General features: G+C 45.5%; 10 protein-coding genes and 1 pseudogene. 6 read left to right on the forward strand and 5 right to left on the reverse strand.

Features of this window, described 5'->3' with window-relative positions; all coding sequences use genetic code 11:
- Complete coding sequence (locus QYT14_RS16895; RefSeq protein ID WP_237040585.1) at positions 1-813, forward strand: SDR family oxidoreductase; 813 nt, start codon at positions 1-3, stop codon at positions 811-813.
- Between the two features lie 13 nt (positions 814-826).
- The gene (gene uxuA / locus QYT14_RS16900; protein WP_288326022.1) at positions 827-2,005 is read left to right on the forward strand and encodes a mannonate dehydratase; all 1,179 of its coding nucleotides are present in this window, start codon (positions 827-829) and stop codon (positions 2,003-2,005) included.
- Positions 2,006-2,144: 139 nt separating this feature from the next.
- On the opposite strand, the gene QYT14_RS16905 is transcribed toward uxuA, so the two are convergent.
- Positions 2,145-4,598, reverse strand: a complete 2,454-nt coding sequence (locus QYT14_RS16905; RefSeq protein WP_288326021.1) for a glycoside hydrolase family 95 protein — start codon at positions 4,596-4,598, stop codon at positions 2,145-2,147.
- Positions 4,599-4,645: 47 nt separating this feature from the next.
- Positions 4,646-5,866 (reverse strand): pitrilysin family protein, encoded by a 1,221-nt coding sequence (locus QYT14_RS16910; protein ID WP_288326020.1) that lies wholly within the window; start codon positions 5,864-5,866, stop codon positions 4,646-4,648.
- A 104-nt stretch (positions 5,867-5,970) separates the two neighbouring features.
- Here QYT14_RS16910 and QYT14_RS16915 point away from each other — a divergent pair, with 104 nt between their 5' ends.
- The 3 genes from QYT14_RS16915 to QYT14_RS16925 are packed head-to-tail and all read left to right on the forward strand — an operon-like array spanning position 5,971 to position 8,177.
- On the forward strand, positions 5,971-6,504 hold the full coding sequence (locus tag QYT14_RS16915) for a TIGR00730 family Rossman fold protein (protein ID WP_288326012.1): 534 nt from the start codon (positions 5,971-5,973) through the stop codon (positions 6,502-6,504).
- A gap of 15 nt (positions 6,505-6,519) precedes the next feature.
- Entirely contained in the window at positions 6,520-7,122 is a 603-nt protein-coding gene (locus tag QYT14_RS16920; protein WP_237040580.1) for an SIS domain-containing protein, read from the forward strand.
- Between the two features lie 17 nt (positions 7,123-7,139).
- Complete coding sequence (locus QYT14_RS16925) at positions 7,140-8,177, forward strand: glycoside hydrolase family 18 protein (RefSeq protein ID WP_288326010.1); 1,038 nt, start codon at positions 7,140-7,142, stop codon at positions 8,175-8,177.
- A gap of 3 nt (positions 8,178-8,180) precedes the next feature.
- On the opposite strand, the gene QYT14_RS16930 is transcribed toward QYT14_RS16925, so the two are convergent.
- The 3 genes from QYT14_RS16930 to QYT14_RS16940 are packed head-to-tail and all read right to left on the reverse strand — an operon-like array spanning position 8,181 to position 12,612.
- Complete coding sequence (locus QYT14_RS16930; RefSeq protein ID WP_288326008.1) at positions 8,181-10,697, reverse strand: M1 family aminopeptidase; 2,517 nt, start codon at positions 10,695-10,697, stop codon at positions 8,181-8,183.
- A gap of 3 nt (positions 10,698-10,700) precedes the next feature.
- Positions 10,701-11,828, reverse strand: a complete 1,128-nt coding sequence (gene mnmA, locus QYT14_RS16935) for a tRNA 2-thiouridine(34) synthase MnmA (protein WP_288326007.1) — start codon at positions 11,826-11,828, stop codon at positions 10,701-10,703.
- Positions 11,829-11,838: 10 nt separating this feature from the next.
- Positions 11,839-12,612, reverse strand: coding sequence for a 4Fe-4S binding protein (locus QYT14_RS16940; protein WP_288326006.1), 774 nt, complete (start codon positions 12,610-12,612; stop codon positions 11,839-11,841).
- A gap of 594 nt (positions 12,613-13,206) precedes the next feature.
- Here QYT14_RS16940 and QYT14_RS16945 point away from each other — a divergent pair.
- Positions 13,207-13,454 (forward strand): annotated as a pseudogene (locus QYT14_RS16945) (AraC family transcriptional regulator); the annotation flags it as partial.

Genomic DNA, 13,454 nt, shown 5'->3' on the forward strand with positions numbered 1-13,454 from the left:
ATGAATAATTTATTTAGTGTAAAAGATCAGGTGGTAGTTATCACCGGTGGAACAGGCGTATTGGGAAAGGCCATCGCCGCACACTTGGCTGCTGAAGGGGCAAAGGTAGTGATTCTGGGCCGTAAGGCAGAAGTGGGCAATGCTATTGTGGAAAATATCAAGGCAAAAGGCGGAGAAGCCATGTTCCTGGTGACTAATGTGCTGGATGAGGCTGTCTTGAAACAAAATCTGGAGGATATTTTGGCTAAGTATGGCCGTGTGGATGCACTGTTGAATGCTGCCGGAGGAAATATGCCGGGGGCAACTATTGCTCCTACGGGTACTTTCTTTGATTTGAAGGTGGATGAGTTCCAGAAGGTGTTGAACCTGAATCTGACAGGCACCGTACTGCCCACTCAGGTATTCCTGAAACCGATGGTGGAACAGAAAAAAGGTGCTATCGTGAACTTCTCATCTATGGCTGCCTTTCGCCCGATGACTCGTGTGTGCGGGTATGCGGCTGCTAAGGCGGGTATATCCAATTTTACTGCATTTATGGCACATGAGGTGGCTACAAAATTCGGTGAAGGTATTCGTGTCAATGCTATTGCTCCGGGCTTCTTCCTGACCGAACAGAACCGTACTTTGCTGACTAACGAAGACGGCAGCTACACAGAACGTGGAAATGATGTGATTCGCCAGACTCCGTTTAAACGCTTCGGGCGTGCGGAAGAGTTGTGCGGAACAATACAATATTTGATAAGTGAGGCATCGTCTTTTGTGACCGGTACGGTAGCGGTAGTAGACGGCGGATTTAATATTTTTGCAATGTAATATTTGATTGGTTATGATACTATGTGAACAAACATGGCGTTGGTACGGCCCGAATGATCCTGTATCTTTATGGGACATCAAACAGACCGGCGCAACCGGTATTGTTACTGCCTTGCATCATATTCCCAATGGGGAAGTGTGGACGGTAGAGGAAATCATGAAGCGCAAAAAAATGATAGAAGAAGTCGGGCTGACTTGGAGTGTCGTCGAGAGCGTGCCCGTGCACGAATATATTAAGACTCAGACAGGAGATTATCTGAAATATATAGAGAACTATAAACAGAGCTTGCGTAATCTGGCAGAATGCGGCATTATGATTGTCACTTATAACTTCATGCCGGTGCTCGACTGGACACGCACTGATCTTGCTTATACTTTGCCCGACGGCTCGAAGGCTTTGCGGTTTGAGCGGGCAGCTTTTGTGGCTTTTGATTTGTTTATTTTAAAGCGTCCCGGTGCAGAGAAAGAATACTCGGCAGAGGAAACCGAAAAGGCTAAGGCTCGCTTTGCCCAAATGGATGCGGAAGAAATCCATCGTTTAACCCGGAATATGATTGCCGGTCTGCCGGGGTCTGAAGAGAGCTTTACACTGGAGCAGTTCCAACAAGAGTTAGACCGTTATAAAGATATTGATGCGGAAAAGCTTCGCAAGAACCTTATTTTTTTCCTGAAAGAGATTTGTCCGGTGGCAGATGAGGTCGGAGTGAAATTGGTTATCCACCCGGATGATCCGCCACAGCCGATTCTTGGTTTGCCTCGTATCATGAGTACGGAAGAGGATTTTGAGAAGTTGGTTGAAGCAGTCCCTAATCCTTCTAACGGCTTGTGTCTGTGTACGGGTTCATTGGGTGTGGCTGCACGCAATGATTTGGCAGGAATGATGGCACGTTTGGGTGACCGTATCAACTTTGTCCATTTCCGTAGTACTCAGCGTGATGCGGAGGGGAATTTCTATGAAGCCAACCATCTGGAGGGTGATGTAGATATGTATCATGTGATGAAGAATCTGCTGTTATTGCAGCAGCGTCGCGGTGTCTCTATCCCGATGCGCCCTGACCACGGTCATCAGATGATAGATGATTTAAAGAAAAAGACCAATCCGGGATATTCCTGCTTGGGACGTATGCGCGGTCTTTCCGAGCTTCGCGGACTGGAAAAGGGGATTGCCATGAGTATGGAAGAGGGCAAATAAACAGCCTGTTTCCGGATATTGAAAACGCGGACGTATGCATGGAATTATACATACGTCCGCGTAGGTTTATACATACGCTCGTGTAAGCCTACACGTACGTCCGCGTGAGCTCACACGTACGTACGTGTGGAATGAGGGTTTAACGGAGGGTTTTTAACTCTCCGTTTTCCATTGCAATCTTGTAAGTTTTACCTTTTGAGGTATTAAAGGTAAGTGTCTTGTCACTGTATCTCACCTGGCAGGGAGCACCTGCTTTAGACAGGATAGTGGCTTCTTTCAGGTTACCGTTTTCCCATGTTATGTCGACTTCAAAATTACCCTTTGCGCATAATCCTTCTACAGAGCCGTTTTTCCATGCATCGGGCAGTGCGGGCAATAACTGGATGAATCCCATGTGGCTCTGCAGCAGCATTTCGGTAATACCTGCCGTGCCTCCAAAGTTACCGTCAATCTGGAAGGGTGGGTGCGTGTCCCATAAGTTGTTCATCGTTCCGTTTTTCAGTAAGTTGCCGAAGAGCTTGTATGCATGGTTCCCGTCTTGCAGACGTGCCCATTGGTTTAATTTCCATCCCATGCTCCAACCGGTCGCACCGTCGCCTCTATGTTCCAACACTACTTTGGCGGCTTTGGCCAATTCGGGAGTCGTGACAGGAGAGAGTGTACGTCCCGGATGCAGGCCGAACAGATGGTTTACGTGACGGTGTTCGTCTTTGGGGTCATCAATATCTACCGACCATTCCATGAGCTGACCGTAGCGGCCTACTTGATAGGGAACCAGATTATCCAATACATGTTGCCATTGTTTACGTTCTTTAGCGTCCACTCCCAATACTTTGCTGGCATCAATGGCATCCAGCAGTATTTCGCGAATGACGGCATGCACGAAGGTGGCTCCCTGGTCTACCGGTCCATGTTCGGGAGAAGTGGACGGGGCAGCTGTGTAAGTGCCGTCAGGACGATGCCACAGGTAGTCTACGGCAAAGTTGGCACTGCTTTTGATTAGGTCGTATCCTGTTTCTTTCAGAAATTTCTTGTCGCGTGTGTAGTCATAGTAATCCCACACGTGTGTAGCCAACCACGGTCCTGCCATGGGGTTGAAGTTCCATGACATATTCTCATCTGTCAGCGGAGAGGTAAATCCGAAGATATTGGCGGAAATGGAAGCTGTCCAGCCACGTGCACCGAAGTATGCTTGGGCTGTTTTTTCTCCCGGTTTTACCAATGTGCGGATAAAGTCGATTAAGGGCCATGCACATTCGTCCAGATTGGTGGAACACACAGGCCAATAGTTCATTTGGATATTGATATTGTTATGGTAATCTACATGCCAGGGGCCGTCTACACCATTGGCCCACATACCTTGAAGATTGGCAGGAAGGTTGCCGGGACGGGAACTGGCTATCAGCAGATAGCGGCCGAACTGATAATAGATTTCTTCCAATTTATAGTCAGGGTTGCCTTTACGGTAACGGGCCAGACGTTGGTAGGTGGGCAGGTCGGTGACTGCCGGATACTGTAACGTCATGGGGGCATGAGGGTTTAGTGTCAGTCTTACCCGGTCAAACAGGTTGGTATAGTCGGCCTTGTGGCGTTCGCACAACTCATTATAGCTTTTGCCGGCGGCTGTATTCATCATGGCAAGAGTGGTCTGTTCCGGGTCTGCTCCTACGTATGTTTTCGGGTCTTTAAAGTCCGGGTCGAAATTCAATTTGTAGTCTGTATCGGCTGTCAAGAGAAAGATGACTTCATCTGCTCCTTGTGCAATGAGTTTTCCGTCAGTGGCAGTCAGGCTTCCCCCTTTATGGATGGCACGGATGCGAAGGGCAAATTTCATTTGATTGTTGTTCAAATGGCCGGTATAAAGCAGGCTGTTGTTTCCATCGGCTTTTATGCTGCCTGTAGCTTCGGGGTTCGCTCCGTAACTGAATACAAGATTCTGCATACCCGGTTTGTCAGCGGTAAACTTAATGACCATGACACTGTCGGGGTAGGATGCGAAGTATTTGCGCTCATAATTCACACCGTCTTTGCGGAAGCTGACAACGGCAAGGGCAGAATCCAGAGAAAGGGCGCGTTTATAGTCCGTCATGCCTATTTCGCTCAGCCCTGTTTCAATGTATGCTTCTCCTAGGCTGGTATAAGAGCCGAAACGGAACGGAGTCTCGCGGCTGGGTTCGTAATCAGCCAGTCCGTTGAAGTTGCGGCAAGTAAGTTCTTCCGCTTTTTCTTGGTTCCCTTCAACGAATGCCTGTCGTATCTCGGGCAACAGATGGGCCGACTCTTTGTTGGCATTCCAATAATACTCAGCTCCCTTTTCGGTGTTCGGGCCACCGCGCCATAGAGTCTTTTCATTCAGTGTAATACGTTCGGCAGCCACTGAGCCTAGTATATTTCCTCCCAGACTTCCGTTTCCGATAGGCAATGAATTACTTTCCCACGATTTGTCGGCGGTCGGGGCATACCAGGAGGCGCGTCCGTCCAGATTATTGGGTTTGTCAAACCAAATGCTCAGGCCTTTTGTATAATCAACACTTTGTGCTTGCATGGAGGCAGCCAGTAAAGTACTGATGAGGCATAAATGGAGTTTTTTCATGTCATTATGATATTAGTTAGGTTGTTATTTTGCAAAGATACGATTTTCTATGAGTATACAAGCGTAGAAAGGTATTCTTCGGCAAACATTTCATTGGCTATTTCCAGTAAATGGCCTGCGGTCAGGGCTTCAATACGTTTAAAGACTTCTCCCGGGCCTTCAAATTTGCCGTAGTGCAGAAATGCTTTCCCCATATCGAGTGCATTGTTTTCAAAGTTGTCGCTTGCCACACCGATTTGCCCGATGATTTGCTTCTTGGCAGCGGTCAGTTGGGCATCGGTCAGTTTATTGTCACGCAACTTTTTCAGTTCCTTGTGCACCAGTCGGATGCAATGGTCCACATCTTCGGTGTCGGTTCCGAAATAGATGCAGAATACGCCCGTGTCGGTATAGGAAGTCAGGTTGGCCTCTACATTATATACCAGCCCGCGACGTTCACGAAGTGCCAGATTCAGACGGCTGTTCATGCCGGGGCCTCCCAGTATATTATTGAGCAGATAGAGCCCGGTTCGTTTCTCATCGTATGCGTGATATCCCCGGCTGCCTATCATGACATGTGCCTGATGGGTGTCTTTGTTGATGGTCAGAGTCTGTGGGGTATAGGTAAAGGGAGCGGTACGCTGACGGTTTATTTCGCTTAGCGATATATCGCTCACGGCTTTTTCTACTGTTCGGATTACCTTCTTGAAGTCGATGTTGCCTTGTACAAAAAAGACCATATTGGTTGTTTTGTAGAAGCGTGCTGTAAAGTCCAACGCATTCCGGCTGGTAAATCCTCTCAATAGTTCCGGTTTTCCCAGAATATTTCTTCCTAAGGGATGATTGGGGAAGAGCAGTTCTTCAAAGTCATCAAAGATGAGTTCGGAAGGGCTGTCCTCATAACTCTGAATTTCGTCGATAATCACTTCCACTTCCTTGTCTATCTCATGTTGGGGGAAAGTACTGTGGAAAACAATATCTGCCAGCAGCTCTACTGCACGCGGAAAGTGTTCTGCCAGAAAAGCGCTGTAAATCACCGTTTCTTCTTTATTGGTATAGGCATTGAGGTCTCCGCCCACATTTTCCATACGGTTCAGTATATGCCAGGCGTGTCTTTTCTCTGTACCTTTAAAGATAAGGTGTTCCACAAAATGTGCCATTCCCTGCTCTTGCTCGTTTTCGTCACGTGTTCCGGCGTCTACAGCAAAACCGCAATAGGCTACTTTAGAGAGGTTGGGCGCATGGATAATACGCAGCCCGTTTGACAAAGTGAAAGTATTATAGGACATTGTTTTTTAATTCAATTCTGTTTCGGTGGACAAAAATACAACAAAAGTTATTGTTGTTCTTCAAAAAATGCAGATATTTGTATTCAATAACAGAATTCAAGAGAATGGATAAGATTGCTATTTTTTGTTCTGCATCTGATAATATAGATCCTGTTTACTTCGACAAAGCGCGTGAACTGGGAATCTGGATGGGACAAAACGGAAAGACCTTGATATATGGCGGAGCCAATATCGGCTTGATGGAATGTGTCGCCCGTGCTGCTAAAGAGAGTGGAAGTATGGTGATGGGGGTGGTTCCTACCAAACTGGAAGAACGCGGAAGGGTGAGCGACCTGTTGGATGTTACTTTCCGTACAGACAATTTGAGCGACCGCAAGGATGTTATGTTGCACGAAGCGGATGTAGTGGTGGCACTGCCGGGCGGAGTGGGTACTTTGGATGAGATTTTCCATGTGATGGCTGCGGCTACATTGGACTATCACCGTAAAAAAGTTATATTCTATAATATCAATGGATTCTGGAATGGCATTGTGGAATTTCTGAAAGGGCTGGAAACACAGCATTTTGCACATCATCCGCTGAGCAGTTATTATGCTGTGGCGGATAACCGGGAAGAACTAACCGAACTATTAAAATAAATATCTCTGTTACTTATGATGACATCTATACACGAATTGTTGAAGAAAGAGGCTGAAGCCGTATTAAATATTCCGGTTTCGGATGCTTATGAGAAAGCTGTGGCTCTGATTGTTGAGCAAGTACATAACAAAAAGGGTAAATTAGTAACTACCGGAATGGGAAAAGCCGGACAGATAGCTATGAATATTGCCACAACTTTCTGTTCAACAGGTATTCCGGCTGTGTTTCTGCATCCCAGCGAAGCACAACATGGAGATTTGGGTATATTGCAGGAGAATGATTTGCTGTTGTTGATTTCTAACTCCGGTAAAACCCGTGAGATAGTGGAACTTACGCAACTGGCTCATACTTTGAACCCAACGCTGAAATATATTGTTATAACGGGAAATGCGGATAGCCCGTTGGCGCGTGAGTCTGATATTTGTTTATGTACCGGACATCCGGATGAAGTCTGTGCATTGGGCATGACTCCCACTACTTCTACTACTGTGATGACGGTGATAGGAGATATTCTGGTAGTGGAAACCATGAAGCATACCGGTTTTACTATCGAGGAATATAGCAAACGTCATCATGGAGGCTACTTGGGCGAACGCTCACGCGAGTTGAGTAAGTAAAAATAATCTCCTTTGGGATGAAAATATTCAGGCTGTTACCTCTGTTATTGGTTGTATTGTTGGCTTCTTGCTTGAATAAGAAGAAGTCGGCAAATATCGGTGTGCCTGAAAATGAATCCCGGTATGTGGTATTGGCTTATGTTACCTCATGGGGAGTAAGTACTCCCGAAACATCGTGTCTGACTCATATCAATTATGCTTTTGGGCATGTGGCGGATGATAACAAAGGAATACGGATAGATAACGAGCCTCGTCTGCAGATGATAGCAGGCTTGAAAGAGAAGAAACCTTCTTTAAAAGTCTTATTGTCTGTGGGAGGCTGGGGTAGTAGCCGCTTCAGTGAAATGGCTGCCAATGACAGTACCCGTACTGCTTTTGCTGCCGATTGCAGGAGGGTGATTGATAAATTTGGATTGGACGGCATTGATATTGACTGGGAGTATCCGGGCAGTGGAGCAGCCGGCATATCTTTTTCTCCTGCAGATAAGGAGAACTTTACTCTTTTGATGCGTGATGTCCGGCAGGCTGTCGGGAAAGACAAACTCCTGACGATAGCTACTTCTGCCACCGGACGTTATTATGATTTTAAGGCGATTGAACCGTATGTGGATTATGTAAATATTATGGCCTATGATATGGAAGAGGCGCCTTTTCATCATGCTGCCTTGCATTGCTCGGCTATGACAGAGGAATGGTCTTGTGAGAAGGCGGTGGCCGAGCATATTGCCGGTGGTTTTCCGGTGCAGCGCTTGGTGCTTGGAATTCCTTTCTATGGGCATGGAACTAATGAGGCTCCTGAATCGTTGGATTATCGCCATATTATCTCTATCGACAGTCTATACAGTCGCTGGGACAGTGTGGCGAAAGTTCCCTATCTGGTCAATTCTGGAGGGGCAGTCGTCGTGAATTATGAAAATGCTCAATCCATCGAGCTTAAATGCCGCTTTTTACACCGGCAGGGTATGCTGGGAGCTATGTATTGGGATTACGATAGCGACGATGGAGCGGGTACTTTACGGCACGCTGTCTATCGCGGGGTTATGCAACTTCCTTGATTCTTATTTTTGTTTATTAGCTCTATAAAGTGGATAAGCCGCTTGGAGAATCTTGTTCTTCAGCAAGACCGGATAGTCGGGGTGTGCAGCCAAGAAAGCTTCTACTTCTCGATAAGCTTCAGGACTGCGATGTTGGGAGAGCAATGCGTTTACCCAGTTCTTGGGGAAGAAAATATCTCCGGTACGTTGTACGTCCAACAAGGCTTCCAATGCCGGACGGATGTATTTTACCGAATGATTTTCTCTGACCGGATGGTTCAGGTAACTCAATACGATGGCAGTCCAAGGTTCTATTCTACGATTTTCTGCCAACATCAAAGACTGGAACAAGACATTAAGTTTCAGGGTATCGGGGATGACTGCGCGTGAGATAAAGTCGAACTCACGTAAGCGGTCGGGATTACTGAGACGCTGACGCTGTGTGGTCAGAAGTTCGTTGCTGTGTTCCGGCATGCGGAGCGAAAGAATATATGCCAGGGTTGTATAATCTCTTTCATTCAGTTGTTTGTCGGATTGGTTTGTCCAAATGTTGTGGAGCTTTTGCAAGCTTCGGGCAGATGTGGCATTTTGAATCAGGCTTCGTAAGAGCTGAATGCGGCAAGAGGGAATGGCGTGAGTCTCGCTGAGACAGAACATCGTGTCTTCCACTTCTTGTTTCTTTTCGGAAGCCAGGGTACGGAGAGGACTTCCCAAATATCCGGTGATAGTTGAGGCTATCAAGGGATTTTTTTCTTTGTCAAGTCCGGTCAACAGACTGCCAATCCACTCTTCATCTGTGAAATGCTTCACTTGATAGTTCTCATACAAGAGCATTAACAAGGCTTCTCTTGCGGTGTCGTCGGCTGTTTCTTGCCAGTGTGCCAGCAACCATGATAGTGTATGGTTGTCCGGTATGAACAGACCATAGCCACGACCGTCTGTATTCGGAAGAATATAGCGGGTGGTGAAAGGCAATGGTAATGTGAATAAACTGTCGGTCAGATTAACTTCTAGAATGCTATCTTGTTGCTCACCGCACAGGGTGACATTGAAGCGCTGAGGCCAAGTGATTCCCCGGTGGTAAGGGTCTTCTTGACTGATTTGCAGCTTTCCGTCTTTTTGTGCGAAACGTATAGTGGGCATTCCTTTCTGATTTACCCATACATCACTGAAGTCAGCCAGATTTTCCGTTGTCTTGTTGTCCAAAATGCGTATCAGGTCATCCCATGTGGCATTACTGTAAGCGTATGTGTTGAGATATTCTCGGATTCCTTCTCTGAATTTGTCTTTTCCCATCAGCTCCACAAGCTTTATCATCATCACAGGTGCTTTATTATAGATGATTTGTCCATAAATCAGTCCGGCATTTCTTAAGTTGTCCAACGGCTGGCGGATAGAGGTCGTTCCGGGAGTGCGGTCTTCCGATAGCGAAGAAGCTGTGAATGTCTTAATCCGGTTCAACTGATGATTTATTTCCGGATATAAAGGTTCGCTGATGCAGGCAGCAAAGTAGTTGGCAAAAACTTCTTTTGTCCATACGTCATCAAACCAATTCATCGTCACCAAGTCGCCAAACCACATATGAGCTGTTTCGTGTGCAATAAGTTCGGTACGTCTCAACTCTTCATCAGGGGTAGGATGCTCACTCAGAAACATCTGATTGTCATTATATAAAGTAGCGCCGGTATGCTCCATGCCTCCGTATTGGAAACCGGGAAGGATGATGAAATCATACTTGGCAAATGGGTAGGGGACACCGGTATAATCTTCCAGCCAACGGAGGGAAGCCATGACTTGTTTGAAGATAGTATCCAGTTGTGACAGTTTTTTCGGGTCTGTTTCCCGAAAATAAGCCGCAATCTTTCTGTTGCCTTCCTGATATTCCTGTCTTTCCAGCTTTCCGGCAACAAAAGAGAACAGGTAGGTGCTTAATGGTTCGGTCGGAGCAAAATAAATGCTTTTTCTTCCTTCTTGTTCTTCCTCCTTATTAATATAGGTGTTGGAGACGGCAACCCATTCAGACGGAATGTCCAGTTGTAATGTGAAAGAGGCTTTGAGGTTAGGCTGCTCAAAGCATGGAAAAACCGTTCGTGCCCTGTCTGGAACCAACAACGTATACAAGAACTCGTCGTTTCTGTTCAAAGATTGGTTGCCGGCAGTAAAACGGATATATATGTCATTCTCTCCTTGCAGTATTGTGCTTTTCGGTAGGATAATATGTTCGTTACAGAATTCATAAGGAGTCGGCTGTCCGTTTGCGGCCACTTCTTTTATCTTGTCTGCTTCTTCTCTGAAATCAAGGATAATCTCTTGCGGCTTGTTCAACCGGAACCGAACGTGTATCTCTCCCTCTACCGGCATTGATTTTTGTTCGGGAATGGATAAACGAAGGTCATATCTCAATCCGCTGATTTCTTGTTTTCTAAGTTCTGCCAATTCTTGGGAGATTCCTGCGTCATAGATGCGGGGATTCTGAGAAGTCGGCCGACAGGCATTGAGCAGGTAGCATATCATTATAATAATTCCGTAGCGTATTTTCATGGTCTATAATTTGTCTTGGTTATCGGCTGCTATTTTACGGATTCCGCGTTGGGATGCAATGAAAGCACCTCCCAATACTTTCCGGCCGTCGTAAAATACGGCAGACTGTCCCGGAGCAATGGCAGAGGCTTCTGCATGGAACCGTACCAGTAAGTGCTTTTCGTCAAGAACAGCTACACGGCAAGGGATGGGTTTGCTGCGGTAACGGATGCGGACAGCCAGGCCCTTACATTGCATCAGTTCCTGCATGTCAGCTATCTGATAATCCTCCACCAACATGTATTCGGTTTTCAGTTCTTCCGCATCTCCCAGCATAACGGTATTTTTCTCTGCATTGATTCTTAATACGTAAACCGGGTGCCCTAAGGCTATCTCCAATCCTTTTCGTTGCCCGATGGTATAATAGGGAAAACCCTTATGTTGCCCGATTTTTATACCTTTATTGTCGACAAACCATCCGGGCCCTACTTTTGTATCGATATCCGGACACTGAGAACGAAGAAAATCACGATAGTCTCCTTCGATAAAACAGATTTCCATACTTTCTCCTCCCTGTGCTTTTGCCTCAAAACCTTTTTGGCGAAGATATTCCCGCACTTCTTGTTTGGTATATGTTCCAAGTGGAAAGATGAAGCGGCGCAGAATTTCCTGTGGAAGTTTCCACAGAAAATAAGATTGGTCCTTGGTCATATCATCTCCTGCTATTATATATAGGTGTCCATTATGTTCTTCCAGGCGACAATAGTGCCCTGTAGATATGTAGGCACAATTAGTTTGGTCGGCCCATTCGCATAGGATACGTTCTTTGAAAAGAGGGTTGCACATCACACAAGGGTTGGGAGTGCGGCCTTTCATATATTCGTCAATGAAATGCTTGACAATAACCTCCTTAAATTCCTCACGTACATCGGCCACGTGATGTTCTATACCTAATTTTTCTGCCAATGCTCGGGCTTCAAGCACATCATCCGGCTCTGTTTGTCCGGGAGTGGAGAACTTTGAAGGTACATCCCATGTACGCATCGTTACTCCTACCACTTCATATCCTTGTTCTTGCAGCATGATGCAGGTGGCGGAACTGTCAATTCCGCCACTCATGCCTACCAATACTCTTTGTTCTCTACTTTTCATCGTTTGTTGTTTAAAGAAACAGTTCCGGTTCTCTTCGGGCTGCACATTTCTCGTGCAACATTGGAGTATAAGGGGTATCAAAAATACGTGCTCCGTTTGGACATTCTTTCACACAGGCACAACATTTGATACATTTTGCGATTTCAGTTGCTATCTTTCCTTCTTCATTAAGGTAAATGGCATGTGTAGGACAGACCTCAATACACTCACCACAGGCAAAACATTCTTCCGTGCATAAAGGGGCAGCCGGTGTAGACGGTCCTACATGGCGATAGGGAACGTTGCCTTTAATAAAGAAATTGGTAGGAGCATCACTATCCTTGAGCTTCTTAAGGCAGTCTTTACCAAACTGTTCTGCTATTTGCAGGTCGTTAGCATCGGGTCGGCCTTCGGCAACAGGCATTCCAGGACGGCTGTAACTATGCTCTCCGATGAATGCCCCGGCAGCAAGTGGCGTAAAACCTAAGCGGGTTGTCTCATCTCTTAGTTCCACCAATGCATCTTCATAATCCCGATTGCCATAAACGGCAACCAAAACGGTTGGTGCATTTTCTCCCCTTAACCGCCGGATGCGTTGTAGGGCTATAGGTGCCACTCGTCCGGCGTAAACAGGCACTGCGATAATCGTCAGTGCATTTTTAATTTCAATAGGCATGATACTCTCGTCAAGTGTCAGGTCTGTTTCTATTCTGCGTCCCATTCCTATACCATCTCCGATGGCACGGGCTATTTTCGCCGATGTATGCGTAGGCGAAAAAAATACGATATGCGTTGTATCTACCATAGTAGTTATTAGTTGATTGAGAGACAAAGATAATGAATTTTGTTCAAAGCCATAGGTTATCCTCTTCAAGATATGCTGTAGATACATATTATGTATAAAGGATTCTATTATTATAAGTCAAGATTAAAGAATAACCGGTCGATTGTGAACAAAATTGCTATATCGTTAAATGATGTTGGCTCGTGAACAAAAAAGCAGAGAAATGGCTGCTTTTATAGTTTTGGGTCGGCGATTTGGGGAGTTGCTATGTTAGAAAACATATATCTTCTTTTCTATAAAATTTTGAAAAATGGTTTTCGTTCTATCTTAGTACGATAAAACCTCTTCCAAGTTTGAACGTCCTATGTTACATGGGTATTACGCGCGTCAACTCTTGTATATATAATAATGTGTATGGCTTTTCTTCGATTCCTTTAATGCTCGCTAATACATATTTTCTATGGTTTTGCAGGTAAATAGTATGTGAAGATTCCTATTTCTTAAAAAAATCCTGTGTTTTATAAATATTTTTAGTAGAAAGTGTTGCAGAATAGAGTAAAATGGGTACTTTTGTCCGATGAAATTATGGCTATTATAGAAACTGACTAAAAAATGATGGATGCCCTTTTTCGATTACCGAACAATGATCTTTCTGCCACTTTACAGAAAGATAAGCTGTTTAAAGAAGTGGAACAGCAGTGGAATACTGTGTCATCTGAGGAAGGAAGCACTAGAAGAAAGGTCGATTATGAAATCTATAAAAGTATTGTGTATAACTTAGAAGTAAGAAAAGTATTTCTGGATCCGAAGCTTTCTTTGGTGAAGTTTAGTTCAATAGTCGGCACGAATACTACCTACCTCTC

The sequence above is a fragment of the uncultured Phocaeicola sp. genome (genome assembly GCF_948499155.1).
Lineage (GTDB): Bacteria > Bacteroidota > Bacteroidia > Bacteroidales > Bacteroidaceae > Phocaeicola > Phocaeicola faecalis.

What these genes read in the sequence shown, in the direction of transcription:
- QYT14_RS16895 (WP_237040585.1), top strand. Translation starts at nt 1, where the DNA reads ATGAATAATTTATTTAGTGTAAAAGATCAGGTGGTAGTTATCACCGGT.
- uxuA (WP_288326022.1), top strand. Translation starts at nt 827, where the DNA reads ATGATACTATGTGAACAAACATGGCGTTGGTACGGCCCGAATGATCCT.
- QYT14_RS16905 (WP_288326021.1), bottom strand. Translation starts at nt 4,598, where the DNA reads ATGAAAAAACTCCATTTATGCCTCATCAGTACTTTACTGGCTGCCTCC.
- QYT14_RS16910 (WP_288326020.1), bottom strand. Translation starts at nt 5,866, where the DNA reads ATGTCCTATAATACTTTCACTTTGTCAAACGGGCTGCGTATTATCCAT.
- QYT14_RS16915 (WP_288326012.1), top strand. Translation starts at nt 5,971, where the DNA reads ATGGATAAGATTGCTATTTTTTGTTCTGCATCTGATAATATAGATCCT.
- QYT14_RS16920 (WP_237040580.1), top strand. Translation starts at nt 6,520, where the DNA reads ATGATGACATCTATACACGAATTGTTGAAGAAAGAGGCTGAAGCCGTA.
- QYT14_RS16925 (WP_288326010.1), top strand. Translation starts at nt 7,140, where the DNA reads ATGAAAATATTCAGGCTGTTACCTCTGTTATTGGTTGTATTGTTGGCT.
- QYT14_RS16930 (WP_288326008.1), bottom strand. Translation starts at nt 10,697, where the DNA reads ATGAAAATACGCTACGGAATTATTATAATGATATGCTACCTGCTCAAT.
- mnmA (WP_288326007.1), bottom strand. Translation starts at nt 11,828, where the DNA reads ATGAAAAGTAGAGAACAAAGAGTATTGGTAGGCATGAGTGGCGGAATT.
- QYT14_RS16940 (WP_288326006.1), bottom strand. Translation starts at nt 12,612, where the DNA reads ATGGTAGATACAACGCATATCGTATTTTTTTCGCCTACGCATACATCG.